The sequence below is a fragment of the Pseudomonas sp. PS01301 genome, assembly GCF_029960215.1.
Taxonomy (GTDB): Bacteria; Pseudomonadota; Gammaproteobacteria; order Pseudomonadales; family Pseudomonadaceae; genus Aquipseudomonas; species Aquipseudomonas coleopterorum.
The window spans coordinates 147,574-164,411 of the sequence record NZ_JASCPM010000001.1 but is presented as its reverse complement, the minus strand read 5'-3'; the positions used below and the strand labels follow the sequence as shown (position 1 = coordinate 164,411).

General features: G+C 61.7%; 16 protein-coding genes. 12 read left to right on the top strand and 4 right to left on the bottom strand.

Annotated elements, in window-relative coordinates; translation table 11 throughout:
• Positions 1–13: 13 nt before the first annotated feature.
• From phnX to QMX89_RS00745, 4 genes are all read left to right on the top strand, one after another.
• Positions 14–841, top strand: a complete 828-nt coding sequence (phnX, locus tag QMX89_RS00760) for a phosphonoacetaldehyde hydrolase (RefSeq protein WP_049862298.1) — start codon at positions 14–16, stop codon at positions 839–841.
• A gap of 52 nt (positions 842–893) precedes the next feature.
• Positions 894–1,904, top strand: coding sequence for a putative 2-aminoethylphosphonate ABC transporter substrate-binding protein (locus tag QMX89_RS00755; RefSeq protein WP_282345878.1), 1,011 nt, complete (start codon positions 894–896; stop codon positions 1,902–1,904).
• Between the two features lie 13 nt (positions 1,905–1,917).
• The gene (locus tag QMX89_RS00750; RefSeq protein ID WP_282345876.1) at positions 1,918–3,057 is read left to right on the top strand and encodes a TIGR03364 family FAD-dependent oxidoreductase; all 1,140 of its coding nucleotides are present in this window, start codon (positions 1,918–1,920) and stop codon (positions 3,055–3,057) included.
• Between the two features lie 139 nt (positions 3,058–3,196).
• The gene (locus tag QMX89_RS00745; protein ID WP_282345874.1) at positions 3,197–3,514 is read left to right on the top strand and encodes a hypothetical protein; all 318 of its coding nucleotides are present in this window, start codon (positions 3,197–3,199) and stop codon (positions 3,512–3,514) included.
• On the opposite strand, the gene QMX89_RS00740 is transcribed toward QMX89_RS00745, so the two are convergent.
• The 4 genes from QMX89_RS00740 to map form a co-directional block, all read right to left on the bottom strand.
• Complete coding sequence (locus QMX89_RS00740) at positions 3,511–4,245, bottom strand: M12 family metallopeptidase (protein ID WP_282345872.1); 735 nt, start codon at positions 4,243–4,245, stop codon at positions 3,511–3,513. The two genes, QMX89_RS00745 and QMX89_RS00740, sit on opposite strands and share 4 nt — an antisense overlap.
• Positions 4,246–4,311: 66 nt before the next feature.
• Positions 4,312–5,508: a succinyldiaminopimelate transaminase gene (gene dapC, locus QMX89_RS00735; RefSeq protein ID WP_282345870.1), complete on the bottom strand. Its 1,197-nt coding sequence runs from the start codon at positions 5,506–5,508 to the stop codon at positions 4,312–4,314.
• A 1-nt stretch (position 5,509) separates the two neighbouring features.
• Positions 5,510–8,212, bottom strand: coding sequence for a [protein-PII] uridylyltransferase (locus QMX89_RS00730; protein ID WP_282345868.1), 2,703 nt, complete (start codon positions 8,210–8,212; stop codon positions 5,510–5,512).
• Positions 8,213–8,265: 53 nt separating this feature from the next.
• Positions 8,266–9,048 (bottom strand): type I methionyl aminopeptidase, encoded by a 783-nt coding sequence (gene map / locus QMX89_RS00725; protein ID WP_049862290.1) that lies wholly within the window; start codon positions 9,046–9,048, stop codon positions 8,266–8,268.
• Positions 9,049–9,394: 346 nt separating this feature from the next.
• Here map and rpsB point away from each other — a divergent pair, with 346 nt between their 5' ends.
• The 8 genes from rpsB to rseP all read left to right on the top strand — a co-directional run bounded on the left by rpsB (position 9,395) and on the right by rseP (position 16,831).
• On the top strand, positions 9,395–10,135 hold the full coding sequence (gene rpsB / locus QMX89_RS00720) for a 30S ribosomal protein S2 (protein WP_049862289.1): 741 nt from the start codon (positions 9,395–9,397) through the stop codon (positions 10,133–10,135).
• A gap of 179 nt (positions 10,136–10,314) precedes the next feature.
• The gene (gene tsf, locus QMX89_RS00715) at positions 10,315–11,187 is read left to right on the top strand and encodes a translation elongation factor Ts (RefSeq protein ID WP_049862288.1); all 873 of its coding nucleotides are present in this window, start codon (positions 10,315–10,317) and stop codon (positions 11,185–11,187) included.
• A gap of 192 nt (positions 11,188–11,379) precedes the next feature.
• Positions 11,380–12,123, top strand: a complete 744-nt coding sequence (gene pyrH / locus QMX89_RS00710) for a UMP kinase (RefSeq protein ID WP_049862287.1) — start codon at positions 11,380–11,382, stop codon at positions 12,121–12,123.
• Positions 12,120–12,677: a ribosome recycling factor gene (gene frr, locus QMX89_RS00705; protein ID WP_049862286.1), complete on the top strand. Its 558-nt coding sequence runs from the start codon at positions 12,120–12,122 to the stop codon at positions 12,675–12,677. The genes pyrH and frr overlap by 4 nt, the downstream gene beginning before the upstream one ends.
• A 16-nt stretch (positions 12,678–12,693) precedes the next feature.
• Positions 12,694–13,449 carry a polyprenyl diphosphate synthase gene (uppS, locus tag QMX89_RS00700; RefSeq protein ID WP_043185089.1) on the top strand — a complete coding sequence of 252 codons (756 nt, stop codon included), beginning with the start codon at positions 12,694–12,696 and terminating at the stop codon, positions 13,447–13,449.
• The gene (locus QMX89_RS00695; RefSeq protein WP_049862285.1) at positions 13,449–14,264 is read left to right on the top strand and encodes a phosphatidate cytidylyltransferase; all 816 of its coding nucleotides are present in this window, start codon (positions 13,449–13,451) and stop codon (positions 14,262–14,264) included. The genes uppS and QMX89_RS00695 overlap by 1 nt, the downstream gene beginning before the upstream one ends.
• Complete coding sequence (gene ispC, locus QMX89_RS00690; RefSeq protein ID WP_282345854.1) at positions 14,261–15,451, top strand: 1-deoxy-D-xylulose-5-phosphate reductoisomerase; 1,191 nt, start codon at positions 14,261–14,263, stop codon at positions 15,449–15,451. Before QMX89_RS00695 ends, ispC begins: the two co-directional genes overlap by 4 nt.
• 30 nt (positions 15,452–15,481) lie before the next feature.
• Positions 15,482–16,831 carry a sigma E protease regulator RseP gene (gene rseP, locus QMX89_RS00685; RefSeq protein ID WP_282345853.1) on the top strand — a complete coding sequence of 450 codons (1,350 nt, stop codon included), beginning with the start codon at positions 15,482–15,484 and terminating at the stop codon, positions 16,829–16,831.
• Positions 16,832–16,838: the final 7 nt, after the last annotated feature.

Genomic DNA, 16,838 nt, shown 5'->3' with positions numbered 1-16,838 from the left:
TGCGGAGACCCTGATGCACTATCGATCCCCCATACGGCTGCAGGCGGCCATTCTCGACTGGGCTGGCACCGTCGTCGATTTCGGCTCGTTCGCGCCTACTCGAATCTTTGTCGAGGCCTTCGCCACATTCGATATCGAGCTGAGCCTCGAAGAAGCCCGTGGCCCCATGGGCATGGGCAAGTGGGACCACATCCGCAGCCTGTGCAATCAGCCACAGATCGCTGCGCGTTTCGAGCAACGCTTCGCGCGAAGACCCAGCGATGCCGACGTGACAGCCATCTACGAGCGGTTCATGCCGTTGCAGATCGCCAATGTCGGCAAGCACAGCGCCCTCATTCCCGGTGCACTCGCCGCAATCGAGCACCTGCGCCAGGCCGGACTTAAAATCGGTACCACTTCGGGATATCCCCGGCAGGTGATGGATCATGTCGTGGCCATGGCCGCTGTGGCCGGCTATCAGCCCGATCATGTGGTCGCGGCCGATGACCTGCTCACTGGGCGACCTGGCCCAGCCCAGGCGCTGGCCAATGTGATCGCGCTGGGCATCGGCGACGTCGCCGCCTGTGTGAAAGTCGATGACACCCTGCCGGGTATTCTCGAAGGCCGCAGTGCCGGAATGTGGACGGTCGGGCTGCGCTTCTCCGGTAATTTCCTCGGTCTGGATTACCCGGCCTTCGAGGCGCTCACCCCCTCCGAGCTCGAGCAGCATCGACAGCGCATCGATGCGCTGTTCACCCCGGCACGCCCGCATTACCTGGCAGACACCATCGCTGATCTGCCAGCGCTCATCGATGAGATCAACCTACGTATGGCCAGGGGTGAAACACCCTGCAGTCCATGATCAAGCGTCTGACTGACCGACAACTTCTTCGCGAACCTCTCAGGATCACTTCATGTTCAAGCCCCTCGCCCTTGCCGCAGTGCTCGCAGGCTTCAGCCTCCACGTCCAGGCCGCCACGGAACTTACGGTGTATACCGCCCTGGAAGCCGAGCAACTGCAGACCTACGAAAAAGCTTTCGAGAAAGCCAATCCGGATATCGATATCAAATGGGTGAGGGACTCGACTGGAATCATCACGGCCAAGCTGCTCGCGGAAAAGGCCCGTCCGCAAGCTGATGCCGTTTGGGGGCTGGCAGCCTCGAGTCTGGCCATCCTCGATCAACAAGGCCTACTCGACGCCTACGCGCCCAAGGATCTGCCCAAGATTGGCGCCCAGTACCGCGATCCGGCCAACCCGCCTGCGTGGGTCGGCATGGATGTCTGGGCCGCCACCCTGTGCTTCAACACCGTCGAAGCCGAGAAGCAGAACCTGCCGCGCCCTGTCAGTTGGCAAGACCTGACCAACCCGGTCTATCGCGGCAAGATCGTGATGCCCAACCCGGCCTCGTCCGGTACCGGGTTCCTGGACGTAAGCGCCTGGCTGCAGACTTTTGGCGAAGCGCAGGGCTGGGCCTACATGGACGATTTGCATCGCAACATCGGTCAGTACGTCCACTCCGGTTCCAAGCCTTGCAAGATGGCTGCAGCGGGCGAGTTCCCTATCGGTATTTCGTTCGAGTACCCCGCAGTACAGCTCAAACGCCAAGGGGCTCCGCTGGATATCATCCTGCCCAAAGAGGGCCTGGGCTGGGAGATCGAGGCAACAGCCGTGATCAAGGGCACCGCTCACCCCGAGGCTGCCAAGCGTCTGGCTGACTTCTCGGCGAGTGCCGCGGGCATGGCGCTGTACCAGGAAAACTTTGCAGTGCTGGCCCAGGCAGGCTTGGCCAAGCCGCCCACCGAGCTACCGGCCGACTATGAGCAGCGCCTGATCAAGAATGACTTCGCCTGGGCCTCGAGAGAGCGCGACAACATTCTGGCCGAGTGGCGCAAACGCTACGACGGTAAATCGGCCAAGCAATAGGGAGGAGGTTGAAATGGATCGGTTTGCAAGCGACCTGCTGGTGGTAGGCGCGGGAGTTCTCGGGCTTTCCCACGCCTATGCGGCTGCCAGGCGAGGACTGAAGGTGCGTGTGTTCGAGCGTTCAGCCACTCCCGTGGGCGCCTCGGTACGCAACTTCGGCCAAGCGTTGGTCACCGGGCAACCGCCCGGCGTCATGCTCGAATTGGCCAAAGCCAGCCGCGGGCTCTGGGCCAATTGGAGCGTAGCCGCAGGCTTCGAGCTCAAGCGCAATGGCTCGTTGCTGTTCGCGCGCACCGAAGCGGAAGAAACACTGCTCGCCGCCTTTTGCGCCGGGCGAGCCCAGCAACACGATTATCGGGTAGAACTGTTGAGCCGCGCACAACTAAGCGATTTGTATGGCGGTCGATTCAACCATCATCGAGCTGCCTTGCACGGCTTCGATGATCAGCAGCTGTATTCCCGCGAGGCCATACCGAAACTGATCGGCTATCTGCAGCGCGAACTGGGTGTCGAGTTTCATTTTTCGACCTTGGTCAGCGGAGTCGAACCTGGGCACCTGCAGAGCACTGCCGGTAGCTTTCGCGGTCGGCAGGTGGTGGTGTGTTCAGGGCATGACTATCTGACGCTGCTCGCCGAGCCCATGGCGGCACTGAATCCCAGGGTGTGCCGCTTGCAGATGCTGCGGGGGCGGCCCGACTCAAATCTGGATCTGCAGCATTCTGTACTGACCGGACTGAGCTGTGTTCATTACGCAGCCTTTGCAGATCTGCCTGAGGCCGCCGCCGTGCGCGCCGAAATCCAACGCAATTATCCTCATCTGGAAGAACACGGCATTCACCTGTTGGTCAGCCCCACACCGTATGGGGATCTGATCATCGGTGATTCCCATGATTACGCCATGGACGCTTCACCGTTCAACTCCGAGCAGGTGGACCAGTGGATGCTGGCGCTCGCAGAGGACACCCTGGGTTGCAAGATCCAAGTCGTGGAACGCTGGCAAGGTGTCTATGGCGCCAAGGGACCCAATCCCTTTTCGCGGTTGGACATCGCGCCGGGGTTGAGTGCAACGCTGATGCACAGTGGGGTCGGCATGAGTGTCGGCCCAGCGTTGGGGGAACAGGCAGTGACCGCCATGTTCGGCTCACCCGACTGAACCCTGTAAAGCACGCAGGATGGGCCGCACGCCTTGGGCGTCAGCTGATCCGCCGAGCGGGAACCTCTCAGGGATTGATCACACAGCCCAGACTGGGTTACTGTATAAACATACAGTAACCCATGTGAGGTCATACCCCATGCGCAGATTATCCAAACTGTGGACGGCCGTTGGTAGCGCCATACCTGTGGTGGTTGGCTCGGCGCTCGGTGGGTTGGGGTTGGTCGACCTCAACCTGATGCTGGCAATCGCGCTCATACCCCAGGTGATTTTCCTCGTCATCGGTGAGTGGCCCGATTTCGAGCGGACCTCTCGCCAACAGGTGTGGGTGGAGCAGGAATACGAACAGCTTCCACGCTACGTCGTGCGCCGACAGCACTTGACCAACGCTGCGGCTGTGAACGAAGCGCTGGTCGAGTTCGACCTCGATCAAGCCAGCCTCGGCCGAGCCCGCTAGGCGACCACCTCAGGGTATATGCGCCGCACGAACTTGCGGTCGCGGCGGCTCAAGGTGTGATTGATGCCCACTTCCCAGTCGCCCACGGTCTGCTCCTGCAGCACCGAGTAATGCATGATCGAGGTACGGTCATACGCCGTGCCCTTGGTCAGTGCCTTGTCGATCTTGTCCAGCAGGTTGATGTCGACGGTCTGCTGGTCGATGCCCTTGGCTGCAAAATACGCATACAGCTTGGGGACGTCCCACGGAATATCCGCGTTGGGGTGTTGATGTTCGTGCAGCAGCCCCAGCACGTGACCGAACTCGTGCAGCACGGTTCGCCCGAACATTGGATCATCTGGCTTGACGCTCAGGGCCATGGTCGCATCCATCGGGCTGGCCAGCAGCGCATCGGTGCCGACTTGGCTGTAGTTGTCTTCGCCACCGGTATAGATGCGGATGTCGGCGAACGGGCTGTCGACGAAGTCGAACTTCAGGTTGGCCCAGCACAGCCACTGCCGCGCCACCTTCTCGATGGCTGCCTGGTGCTCGACTGGGGTTTCATTGAAAAAACCGACGGTCAGCGTGCGGCCGGGTGCCCAGAATTTGGAGAACTGGCCCAGAGCGCGTTTTGAACGCCCGGAGGAAGAGGCGCTCAACGCATTGGTCGGGCGCTCGGCCAGGGCCACGCGGCGTGAAGCCGCGACGTCCAAGGCAGGAAGGGGTTTGCAGAACAGTAGATCGCACATCATCAATGGCTCCTGAAAAAGAGCCACCGATGATGGCGATCAAACGCCCGGCAAAGGCGTAGCTATGTGTTATCGACGCTCGAGAAAGTGGCGAATGCGCTGGGCGGCTTCGACACACTCGCTCAACGGTGCGACCAGCGCCATGCGTACGCGTCCGGCACCCGGGTTGAGCCCGTCTACTTCGCGGGACAGGTAGGATCCGGGCACCACCGTGACATGCTCCTGCTCGAACAGCTCGCGGCAGAATTGGGCATCGTCCATCGGTACCTTGGCCCAGAGGTAGAAGCTGCCATCGGGGCGCTTAACGTCCAGTACCGGCGTCAGGATGTCCAGCACGGCATCGAATTTTTCCCGGTACAGATCGCGGTTGGCCCGTACGTGAGCTTCGTCCTGCCAGGCGGCGATGCTGGCCAGTTGAGTTTGTACGGGCATGGCGCAGCCATGATAGGTGCGGTACAGCAGGAACGCCTTGAGGATATCCGCATCGCCCGCCACGAACCCCGAGCGCAAGCCCGGCAGGTTGGAGCGCTTGGACAGACTGTGGAACACCACGCAACGCTTGAAATCGCTGCGACCCAGCTCGGCACAGGCCGTCAGCAGACCAGGCGGCGGTGCGTCTTCGTCGAAGTACAGCTCGCTGTAGCACTCGTCCGCGGCGATCACGAAGTCGTACTCGTCGGCCAAGGCGATGAGTTTTTTCAAGGTCGCCAGCGGCACTAGGGCACCGGTCGGGTTGCCGGGCGAGCACAGGAACAGGATCTGGCAGCGCTGCCAGACATCGGCCGAGACCGCGTCGAAATCCGGGTTGAAGCCGTTCTGGTCCAGGCAGGGCAGGTAGTGCGGCTTGGTGCCCGCCAGCAGCGCTGCGCCCTCGTAGATCTGATAGAACGGATTGGGACTGACCACCAGCCCGTCGACGTCGCGCTGGGCAACGGTCTGGGTGAAGGCGAACAGCGCCTCACGGGTGCCATTGACCGGCAGTACGTGGCGCGCCGGATCGAGCCAACCCGCCGGGACCTGGAAGCGTCGCTCGCACCACCGTGCGATGGCTTCGCGCAGGGCCGCAATACCCTGGGTCGTCGGGTACACGGCCATCTGGTCGAGATTGTCGGCCAGTGCCTGCTTCACGAAGGCTGGCGAGCTGTGCTTGGGTTCGCCGATGGACAGGGCGATCGCACGCTTATCCGCAGCGGCGGTGACGCCACTGAGCAAGGCACGCAACTTCTCGAAAGGGTAGGGCTGCAACTGGTTCAACGCATGGTTCATATCAAATGCTCAAACGGGACAGCTCGACGCCTTGCGCCTGGCTGACACTGAGTTGGTCGACGATAGTGGCCTGCAGCCGACTGCACAGCTGCGGGTCGGACAGGGGCAGATTGTGCGCATCGGTGATGAAGAACACGTCCTCTACGCGTTCGCCCAGTGTGGATACCTTGGCGTTCTGCAACGACAAATCGAACTCCAGGAAGATCTTGCCGATGCGGGCCAGCAGGCCAGGCCTGTCAGGCGCGCTCAGCTCCAGGATGGTGACCGGGCGCTGGGCATCGTTCTGGATGGTCACCTGCGGCGGGAAGGCGAAATGCTTTAGCTGGCGCGGCACGCGGCGATGGATGATGTTGGGGTAGTCATCGGGATTGCGCAGCGCATCGCTCAGGCCCTGGCGAATCTGCGCGACGCGGCGCGGGTCGTTGCCGATCGAGCCGCCGTCGTTGTCCAGCACGATGTAGGTGTCGAGGGTGAACTGGCTGCTGGAAGTGATGATGCGTGCGTCGTGGATGTTCAGGTTGAGCTGATCCATGGCCGCGACCGTCACCGCGAAGAAGTCGTGCTGGTCGGGCGCATAGATGAAGATCTGCGTGCCGCCCTCGAACTCGCGCTGGGTGGTTTCCTTGATCAGCACCAACGGGTCGCCGTTGGCGGGCTGCTGGAGGATGGCGTCAGTGTGCCAAGCCACGTCGCCGGCGTTATGGCGCAGGAAATAGTCGTCGCCCAATTGGGACCAGAGCTGTTCGATGTCGTCCTGATCGGTGCCGCCGCGTACCAGTATTTCCAGGGCCGCGCTCTGCGTGCGACGAATCTGCTCCTCCCGGTCCAGCGGGTTTTCCAGGCCCCGACGCAGCGCGCGCTTGGTCTCGGTATAAAGCTGGCGCAGCAGGCTGGCTCGCCAGGAATTCCACAGGCTGGGGTTGGTCGCGTTGATGTCGGCCACCGTCAGCACGTAGAGGTAATCCAGGTGCACCTCGTCACCGACCTGCTGGGCGAAATCGTGGATCACCTGCGGGTCGGAAAGGTCCTTGCGCTGCGCGGTAGTCGACATCACCAGATGGTTCTGCACCAGCCAGACGATCAGGCGACTGTCCCAGGCCGGCAACTGGTGACGCTGGCAGAAGTGCTCGGCATCCACCGCACCCAGCTCGGAGTGGTCACCGTTACGCCCCTTGCCGATGTCGTGGTACAGCCCGGCCAGGTAGATCAGCTCTGGCTTGGGCAGGCGGCCCATGACCTTGCTGGCCAGTGGAAACTTCTCCGAGACCTGGGTGTACTGCAGCTTGCGCAGGTGCTTGATCAGGTTGAGCGTGTGCGCATCCACCGTATAAATGTGGAACAGGTCGTGTTGCATCTGCCCGACGATATGGCCGAACTCGGGCAGGTAGCGGCCGAGGATGCCGTAGCGGTTCATGCGACGCAGGTTGCGGTGAATGCCCACTTCGCACTTGAACAGCTCGATGAACAGGCTGGTGTTGCGGATATCGTTGCGGAACGTATCGTCGATCAGGTGGCGGTGCTCACGCAGCAGGCGGATGGTGTCCGCGCGTACGCCCTTGATCTCCGGGTTCTGCGCCATCAGCACGAAGATTTCCAGCATCGCGAACGGAGTTCGCTTGAACACCTGGGTATGGGTCGCCTCGATATAGCCATCATGCAGCTGGAAGCGCGAGTTGATCGGTACCGTGGAACCGGCATCGGGGTCGCCGAGAATCACTTCCTCGAAATGCTGGATGATCAGGTCGCTGAGCTCGGCGATGCTCATGACCACGCGGTAATACTTCTGCATGAACCGCTCGATCGCCAGCTTCGCGTCGCTGTCCTTGTAACCCAGCAGGCCGGCGATGGAACGCTGGTGATCGAACAGCAGGCGGTCTTCGGCACGCCCGGCGAGCATGTGCAGGGCATAGCGGACCTTCCACAGGAACTCCTGGGAAGAGGCCAGCAGGTTGTTTTCGCTTTCCACCAGGAAACCTTCCCCGGCCAGCGCGTGCAGGTTCAGCGTGCCGAACTGGCGGCGCGCCACCCACAGCAGGGTCTGGATATCGCGCAGGCCGCCGGGGGAGCCCTTGACGTTGGGCTCCAGGTTGTACTCGGTGTCGTTGTACTTGTGATGACGGGCGGACTGTTCGGCGCGCTTGGCCAGGAAGAACTCGCGGCTGGGCCACATGCGCTCGGTACTGGTGACCTCGAGCATGCGCTTGCGCAGCCGCTCGGGCCCGGCGATGGTGCGGCTTTCCATCAGGTTGGTGATGACCGTGATGTCGGCACGCGCCTGCTCGGCGCACTCATCGATGGAGCGCACGCTCTGGCCCACTTCCAGGCCAATGTCCCACAACAAGGTGAGAAAGCGCTCGATCGAATCGCGAAAAACCTCGTAGTCGGGGCTTTCGAGCAGGATCATCAGGTCGATGTCGGAGTAGGGGTGCAGTTCGCCGCGACCGTAGCCGCCCACGGCGACCAGGGCGATGTCGGCATCCTCGCTCCAGTCGAACTGGTTCCACGCCCGTTCCAGGATATTGTCGACGAACCAGGCACGGTCTTCGATCAGCCGACGAATGTCGCGGCCGTTGCGAAAGCGCTCGTCGAGCACGTCGTGAGCCTGGCGAATCGCCTTCTTGAAAGCCGCGATGGGGCTTGCCTTCAATGCCAGTTCGGCCTGGAACTGGCCGCGATCGAACAACTCCGGATCCACCTGCGGCATGTCGTATTCCTGAAGAGATTAGTGGCCTGAACGGTTCGCCCGCCTGCGCGGCATCACGCCGAAACGCGGGCGATGGTGTCGTCGCTGCGCAAGGTGAAGATCTCGTAGCCGGTAGCCGTCACCACCAGGGTGTGCTCCCACTGCGCCGATAGCTTGCGGTCCTTGGTGATCGCCGTCCAGCCATCGCCCAGCACCTTGGTGTCGGCCTTGCCCTGGTTGATCATCGGCTCGATGGTGAAAGTCATGCCTTCCTTGAGCTCCATACCGGTCCCGGCACGCCCGTAGTGCAGCACCTGGGGTTCTTCGTGGAACACCTTGCCGATGCCGTGGCCGCAGAATTCGCGGACCACGGAAAAACCGTTCTTCTCGGCGTGCTTCTGGATGACTTCACCGATGTCGCCCAGGCGGCAGCCTGGCTTGACCAGTTCGATGGCCTTGTACAGGCATTCCTGGGTCACTTGCGACAGACGCTCGGCCCATACTGGCACGGTGCCGACGTGGAACATGCGGCTGGTGTCGCCGTGGTAGCCATCCTTGATCACGGTGACGTCGATGTTCAGCACGTCACCGTTCTTGAGCGGCTTGTCGTTGGGGATGCCGTGGCAGACCACATGGTTGATCGAGGTGCAGATCGACTTGGGGTAGCCTTTATAGTTGAGCGGGGCAGGGATGGCCTGCTGCTCGTTGACGATATAGTCGTGGCACAGGCGGTCGAGTTCTTCGGTGGTGACGCCGGGCTTGACGTGAGGCGCGATCATCTCCAGCACCTCGGCCGCCAGGCGGCCGGCAATTCGCATCTTCTCGATGTCTTCGGGGGTCTTGATGGTCACGGTCATTCGGGGCTCTCTGAGCGCTTGCGCGCATTCGCAGGCTGGAAATCGAGGCGATTCTACCAGAGCCACCGCGGACTACCGCGCGGCGCTGACGACGCCTCTATATAAGAGGTGATGGGCGCCATTGTCGCGCGAATCCGGCAGCGGCGCAAAAGCCGTTGTGCATCGACGCTATTTCAGGTTTCTATATCGAGGCGGCTATGGTATAAAATGCGCCGCTTTCCGGGGATGCCCCGGGAGCAACCAAACCCACACACGTGTCGACACGATGACCTGGGTGCCGGTGGTTCTGCCACGGGTTGGTCATTGGGATACGTGGAGGCTTAACCCGACTTATCAAGGAACTATCATGTCCCAAGTCAACATGCGCGATATGCTGAAGGCCGGTGTGCACTTCGGTCACCAAACCCGTTACTGGAATCCGAAAATGGGTAAGTACATTTTCGGCGCGCGTAACAAGATCCACATCATCAACCTCGAAAAAACCCTGCCGATGTTCAACGAAGCGCTGACCTTCGTAGAGCGCCTGGCCCAGGGCAAGAACAAGATCCTGTTCGTCGGTACCAAGCGTTCCGCCGGCAAGATCGTGGCCGAGGAAGCAGCACGTTGCGGCTCGCCGTACGTCGACCATCGCTGGTTGGGCGGCATGCTGACCAACTTCAAGACCATCCGTGCTTCGATCAAGCGTCTGCGCGACCTGGAAACCCAGGCCGAAGATGGCACCTTCACCAAGCTGACCAAGAAAGAAGCTTTGATGCGCACCCGTGATCTGGAAAAACTGGATCGCAGCCTGGGTGGTATCAAGGACATGGGCGGCCTGCCTGACGCACTGTTCGTCATCGACGTCGACCACGAGCGCATCGCGATCACCGAAGCCAACAAGCTGGGTATCCCGGTCATCGGCGTCGTCGACACCAACAGCAGCCCTGAAGGCGTTGACTACATCATCCCAGGCAACGATGACGCCATCCGCGCCATCCAGCTGTACATGGGTTCGATGGCTGACGCGGTCATCCGTGGTCGCAACCACGTGGCTGGCGGTACTGAAGAATACGTTCAGGACGCACCTGCCGCAGCGGTAGAAGGCTGAGTCTAGACGCCCAGCGTTTACTCGGTACGCAAAAAGGGGGCTAGGCCCCCTTTTTGCCACCTCGAGAACCATTGCCGGCATCGTCATCGCTCGAATTGTAAAGAGCCGCTGGCAAGGTCAAGAATTGAGCGCCCGTTAACGGGTGGAATGGTTAGACACCTATCCAAGAGGAATTTGAAATGGCAGAGATTACTGCAGCGTTGGTCAAAGAACTGCGCGAGCGTACCGGCGAAGGCATGATGGATTGCAAAAAGGCCTTGACCAAGGCCGGCGGCGACATCGAAAAAGCCATCGACGACATGCGTGCTTCCGGTGCCATCAAGGCCGCCAAGAAAGCCGGCAACATTGCTGCCGAAGGCGCCATCGCCGTCAAGGTTGCCGCTGACAACAAGTCCGCAGTCATCCTGGAAGTCAACTCGCAGACCGACTTCCTGGCTCTGCAGGACGACTTCAAGAACTTCGTCGCCGCCAGCGTTGAAAAGGCTTTCGCCGACAAGCTGACCGACGCCGCTCCACTGATCGCCGCTCAAGAGCCGGCTCGTGAAGCGCTGGTTGCCAAGGTTGGCGAAAACGTCAACATCCGCCGCCTGGTGCGTGTAGAAGGCGACGTAGTCGATGCCTACCTGCACGGCAACAAGATCGGCGTTATCGTCGCCCTGAACGGCGGCAACGCCGAACTGGCTCGCGACATCGCCATGCACGTGGCTGCCAGCAACCCGGAATTCCTGCTGCCATCGCAGGTTTCGGCCGAAGCGATCGAGCGTGAGAAGGGCGTCTTCATGAGCCTGAACGAAGACAAGATCAAGGGCAAGCCAGCCGAAATCGTCGAGAAGATGGTTGCTGGTCGTATCAGCAAGTTCCTCGCCGAAGCCAGCCTGGTCGAGCAGGCGTTCGTCAAGAACCCTGAAGTCAAGGTCGGTGACCTGGCCAAGAAAGCCGGTGCTGAAATCGTTTCGTTCACCTACTTCAAGGTAGGCGAAGGCATCGAGAAGCCTGTCGACAACTTCGCTGACGAAGTTGCCGCACAAGTGGCCGCTGCCAGCAAGCAATAAGACGGATTCGTCCTGTTGCCCCAAAGAGGCTGCCCGCTAACGCGCGCAGCCTCTTTTTCAAAGTTGGCATCCGGATTTAGCCGCTTACAAGGCGCAGGTCCGGTGGTACTGTCGCAGTGCCGCAAGCTAGAGTTAGGCGCGCCGTACACCGGCCCGTCCAGAATTTATTAAACGCCGCAGGAGAGACACGCAATGGCTCAGCAGGTGAGTGGTCGTCAACCTCGCTATAAACGCATTTTGCTCAAACTTAGCGGCGAGGCCCTGATGGGCTCCGAAGACTTCGGGATCGACCCGAAAGTGCTGGACCGCATGGCCCTCGAAGTAGGCCAGCTGGTTGGCATCGGCGTTCAGGTAGGCCTGGTCATCGGCGGGGGTAACCTGTTCCGCGGTGCCGCCCTCAGCGCGGCCGGCATGGACCGTGTCACCGGCGACCACATGGGCATGCTGGCCACGGTCATGAACGCCCTGGCGATGCGCGATGCGCTGGAGCGCTCCAACATTGCCGCCATCGTCATGTCGGCCATCTCGATGGTCGGCGTGACCGACCATTACGATCGTCGCAAGGGTATTCGTCACCTCAATTCCGGCGATGTGGTAATTTTCGCCGCCGGTACCGGCAACCCGTTCTTCACCACCGACTCCGCAGCGTGCCTGCGCGCCATCGAGATCGATGCCGACGTGGTCCTCAAGGCGACCAAGGTGGACGGTGTCTACACGGCCGATCCGTTCAAGGATCCGCATGCTGAGAAATTCGACCGCCTGACGTACGATGAAGTACTGGATCGCAAACTGGGCGTGATGGACCTGACCGCCATCTGCCTGTGCCGTGACCACAAGATGCCGTTGCGGGTATTCAACATGAACAAGCCTGGCGCTCTGCTGAACATCGTAGTGGGCGGCGCCGAAGGAACTCTGATCGAGGAAGGCGAAGTATGATCAACGAAATCAAGAAGGATGCGCAGGCGCGCATGCAGAAATCCCTGGAGTCGCTGCAGCACGCGTTCGGTCGTATCCGTACCGGCAAGGCGCACCCAAGCATCCTGGAAGGCGTCCAGGTTCCCTACTACGGTGCCGACACCCCGATCAACCAGGTCGCCAGCATCACCGTGAAGGACTCGCGTACCCTGCAGGTGGTTGCGTTCGAGCGCAACATGCTCGCTGCGGTCGACAAGGCCATCGGTGCTGCCGGCCTCAACCTCAACCCGACCAACCTGGGCGAGCTGCTGCTGATCTCGATGCCGGCGCTGACTGAAGAGACCCGCAAGGGCTTCACCAAGCAGGCCCGCGACGCTGCCGAAGATGCCCGCGTGGCCGTGCGCAACATCCGTCGTGATGCCTTGAGCCAGTACAAGGATCTGGTCAAGGAAAAGGAAATCAGCGAAGACGAAGAACGTCGTGCCGCCGATGATATCCAGAAGCTGACCGACAAGTTCGTCGCGGACATCGAAACGGCCGTGAAGCAGAAAGAAGCGGACCTGATGGCCGTTTAAGGAATTAGTCCGTCTCATGGAAAAGACCAAGTTGGCTGTACCTTCCACGGTACCGCGGCATGTTGCGATCATCATGGATGGCAACAATCGCTGGGCCAAGAAACGTTTGTTGCCCGGTGTCGCTGGGCACAAGGCCGGTGTGGATGCCGTGCGCGCGGTCATCGAGGTGTGTGCCGAGGCCAAGGTCGAGGTACTGACCTTGTTCGCCTTTTCCAGCGAGAACTGGCAGCGCCCGGCCGACGAGGTCGGGGCGTTGATGGAGTTGTTCTTCAGCGCGTTGCGTCGCGAAGCGCGTCGGCTGAACGACAACCGCATCAGCCTGCGGATCATCGGTGACCGCTCGCGGTTCCACCCCGAACTGCAGGCGGCCATGCGTGAAGCCGAAGCGGCCACTGCCGGCAACGACCGCTTTGTCCTGCAGATCGCCGCCAACTACGGCGGTCAGTGGGACATCGCTCAGGCGGCCCAGCGTCTGGCGCGGGAAGTCCAGGCCGGCCACCTGAAGCCGGAAGACATCACCCCCGATCTGCTGCAGACCTGCCTGGCCACGGGTGACCTGCCCTTGCCGGACCTGTGCATCCGCACCGGCGGCGAGCATCGCATCAGCAACTTCCTGCTATGGCAGCTGGCGTATGCCGAGCTGTATTTTTCCGACCTGTTCTGGCCGGATTTCAAACACGAAGCCATGCGCACGGCGCTGGCCGATTTCGCTTCGCGCCAGCGCCGGTTCGGTAAAACGAGCGAGCAGGTCGAAGCCGGAGCCCGTGCTTAATGCTTAAACAACGCATCATCACTGCGCTGATCCTGCTGCCGATTGCCCTGTGCGGTTTTTTCCTGCTCGAAGGAGCAGGTTTCGCCCTGTTCATCGGCGTGGTGGTCACCTTGGGCGCCTGGGAGTGGGCGCGTCTGGCCGGCTTCGAAAAGCAGTCCGCGCGCATCGCCTTCGCGGCGGTGGTCGCGGGCCTGTTGTTCTTCCTTTACCTGACGCCCGGTCTGGCGCCGTTCGTGCTCGGTGCCGCAGTGCTGTGGTGGTGTCTGGCCACCTTTCTGGTGCTGACGTACCCGCGCACCAGCGAGCATTGGGCCAGCCTTGCCTGCAAGCTGCTCATCGGCCTGCTGATTCTGCTGCCTGCCTGGCAAGGCCTGGTGTTGCTCAAGGGTTGGCCACTGGGCAACTGGCTGATCATGACTGTCATGGTGCTGGTCTGGGGTGCCGACATCGGCGCCTACTTCACCGGCAAGGCTCTGGGCAAGCGCAAGCTGGCACCTCAGGTCAGTCCTGGCAAAAGCTGGGAAGGTTTCTACGGTGGCCTGGTGACCAGCCTGTTGATCACCTTGGCCATTGGCCTGGTGCGTGACTGGGGCGTGGGCCAGATGCTCGCGGGCCTGCTCGGCGCCGCGATCGTGGTGGCCATTTCGGTCGTGGGTGACCTCACCGAAAGCATGTTCAAGCGTCGTTCCGGCATCAAGGACAGCAGCAACCTGCTGCCCGGCCATGGCGGCGTGCTCGATCGCATCGACAGCCTGACCGCAGCGGTACCGGTGTTCGCCGTACTGCTGTGGGCCGCTGGCTGGGGCGTGATGTGAGCGGCGTGCAGCGTATTACCGTACTGGGCGCAACCGGCTCCATTGGTCTGAGCACGCTCGACGTCATCGCCCGGCATCCGGACCGCTATGCCGCATTCGCCCTGACCGGCTTCTCGCGCATGGACGAACTGTTGGCGCTGTGCCTGGTGCACCGTCCGGTGTTCGCCGTGGTGCCTACTGCGGCGCGTGCCAGCGACTTGCAGCAGGCGCTCCTTCAGGCCGGGTCTCGCACTGAAGTGTTGGTGGGCGAGGAGGGCTTGTGCCAGGTGGCGGCGGCGCCGGAAGTGGATGCGGTCATGGCTGCCATCGTCGGCGCAGCCGGCCTGCGCCCCACGCTGGCCGCCGTCCGTGCGGGCAAGAAAGTGCTGCTGGCCAACAAGGAAGCGCTGGTGATGTCAGGCGCCTTGTTCATGCAGGCCGTGCGCGACAGCGGCGCGGTCGTGCTGCCGATCGACAGTGAACACAACGCGATTTTCCAGTGCATGCCCGGTGACTTCGAGCGTGGCCTGAGCAACGTCGGTGTGCGCCGGATTCTGCTGACGGCATCGGGCGGTCCGTTTCGGCAGACCCCCCTTGAGCAGTTGGAACAGGTCACCCCAGAGCAGGCTTGCGCCCATCCGAACTGGTCGATGGGGCGCAAGATCTCCGTCGATTCGGCGAGCATGATGAACAAGGGGCTGGAGCTGATCGAGGCCTGCTGGCTGTTCGATGCGCGTCCAGCCCAGATCGAGGTCGTGGTCCATCCGCAGAGCGTGATCCATTCCCTGGTCGATTATGTCGACGGCTCGGTGCTGGCGCAGTTGGGCAACCCCGACATGCGCACGCCAATCGCCCATGCCATGGCCTGGCCTAAACGTGTGGACTCCGGCGTGGCACCTCTGGACCTGTTCGCCATCGCCCGGCTGGATTTCGAGGCGCCGGACGAGCAGCGGTTTCCCTGCCTGCGTCTTGCGCGGCAGGCGGCGGAGGCGGGCGACAGCGCCCCGGCCATGCTCAACGCGGCGAACGAAATTGCGGTGGCGGCGTTCCTCGAGCGTCGCATACGCTATCCGCAGATCCCGCGTATGATCGAAGACGTCTTGAACCAGGAGCCTGTCGTTGCGCTGGATACGCTCGACACGGTGTTCGCCGCGGACGCCCGCGCGCGGGATCTGGCCCAGCAGTGGTTGAACCAGCACGGGAACTGACACCCGTATGGCCGTCGTTCGGAGAGAGTTATGAGTGCGCTCTACATGATTATCGGCACCCTGGTGGCATTGGGGGTGCTGGTTACCTTTCACGAGTTTGGCCACTTCTGGGTCGCACGGCGCTGTGGCGTCAAGGTGCTGCGTTTTTCGGTAGGCTTCGGCACGCCGCTGCTGCGCTGGCACGACCGCCAGGGCACCGAGTTCGTCGTTGCGGCCATTCCCTTGGGCGGCTACGTCAAGATGCTCGACGAGCGTGAGGGCGAGGTGCCGGTCGACCAGGCTGACCAGTCCTTCAATCGCAAGAGTGTGCGTCAGCGCATCGCCATCGTCGCTGCCGGACCGGCGGCCAACTTTCTTCTGGCCTTGGTGTTCTTCTGGCTGCTGGCGATGCTGGGTACCCAGCAACTCAAGCCGGTGGTCGGATCGGTCGAGCCGGGCAGCATTGCAGCAACCGCCGGTCTGATGGCGGGCGAAGAAATTGTTGCGGTAGATGGCGAGAGCACTGCAGGTTGGGCAGCGGTGAACCTGCAGATGGTCCGTCGACTGGGTGAAACCGGGTCCTTGCAACTGACCGTACGCGAGCCGGGTTCCGGTGCCGAGACCACTCGTTCGCTGGCCCTGAGCCAGTGGCTGCAGGGTTCCGAAGAACCTGATCCGATTCGCTCGCTGGGCATCCGTCCGTGGCGCCCAGCGCTGGAGCCGATCCTGGCCGAACTCGATCCGAACGGTCCGGCCCAATCCGCTGGGCTGCGCAACGGGGACCGTCTGTTGGCACTGGACGGCCAGCCACTGGGCGATTGGCAGCAGGTCGTGGACCTGGTGCGCCAGCGCCCGGACAGTCGAATCGTATTGCGCGTGGAGCGTGACAATGCCCAACTGGACGTACCGGTAAACCTGGTCTCAAAGGGCGAGGGTAAAGCCACGGGGTACCTGGGCGCCGGGGTGAAACCGGTCGAGTGGCCACCACAGATGCTGCGCGAAGTCAGCTACGGGCCGCTCGATGCCGTGGTCGAAGGCGCCAGGCGTACCTGGACCATGAGCGTGCTGACCCTTGATTCGCTGAAGAAAATGCTGTTCGGCGAGCTGTCGGTAAAAAACTTGAGTGGACCGATAACCATTGCTAAAGTGGCGGGCGCTTCGGCCCAGTCGGGTTTTGGGGATTTCCTGAATTTCCTCGCCTACCTGAGCATAAGCCTCGGAGTTCTCAATTTGCTGCCCATTCCAGTACTGGATGGGGGGCATCTGCTGTTCTATCTGATCGAATGGGTGCGTGGTCGCCCAGTGTCCGATCGGGTACAGGGTTGGGGAATCCAGATCGGCATCAGTCTGGTGGTTGGGGTCATGTTACTTGCCCTGATAAACGATCTGGGTCGACTGTAACGCTTCG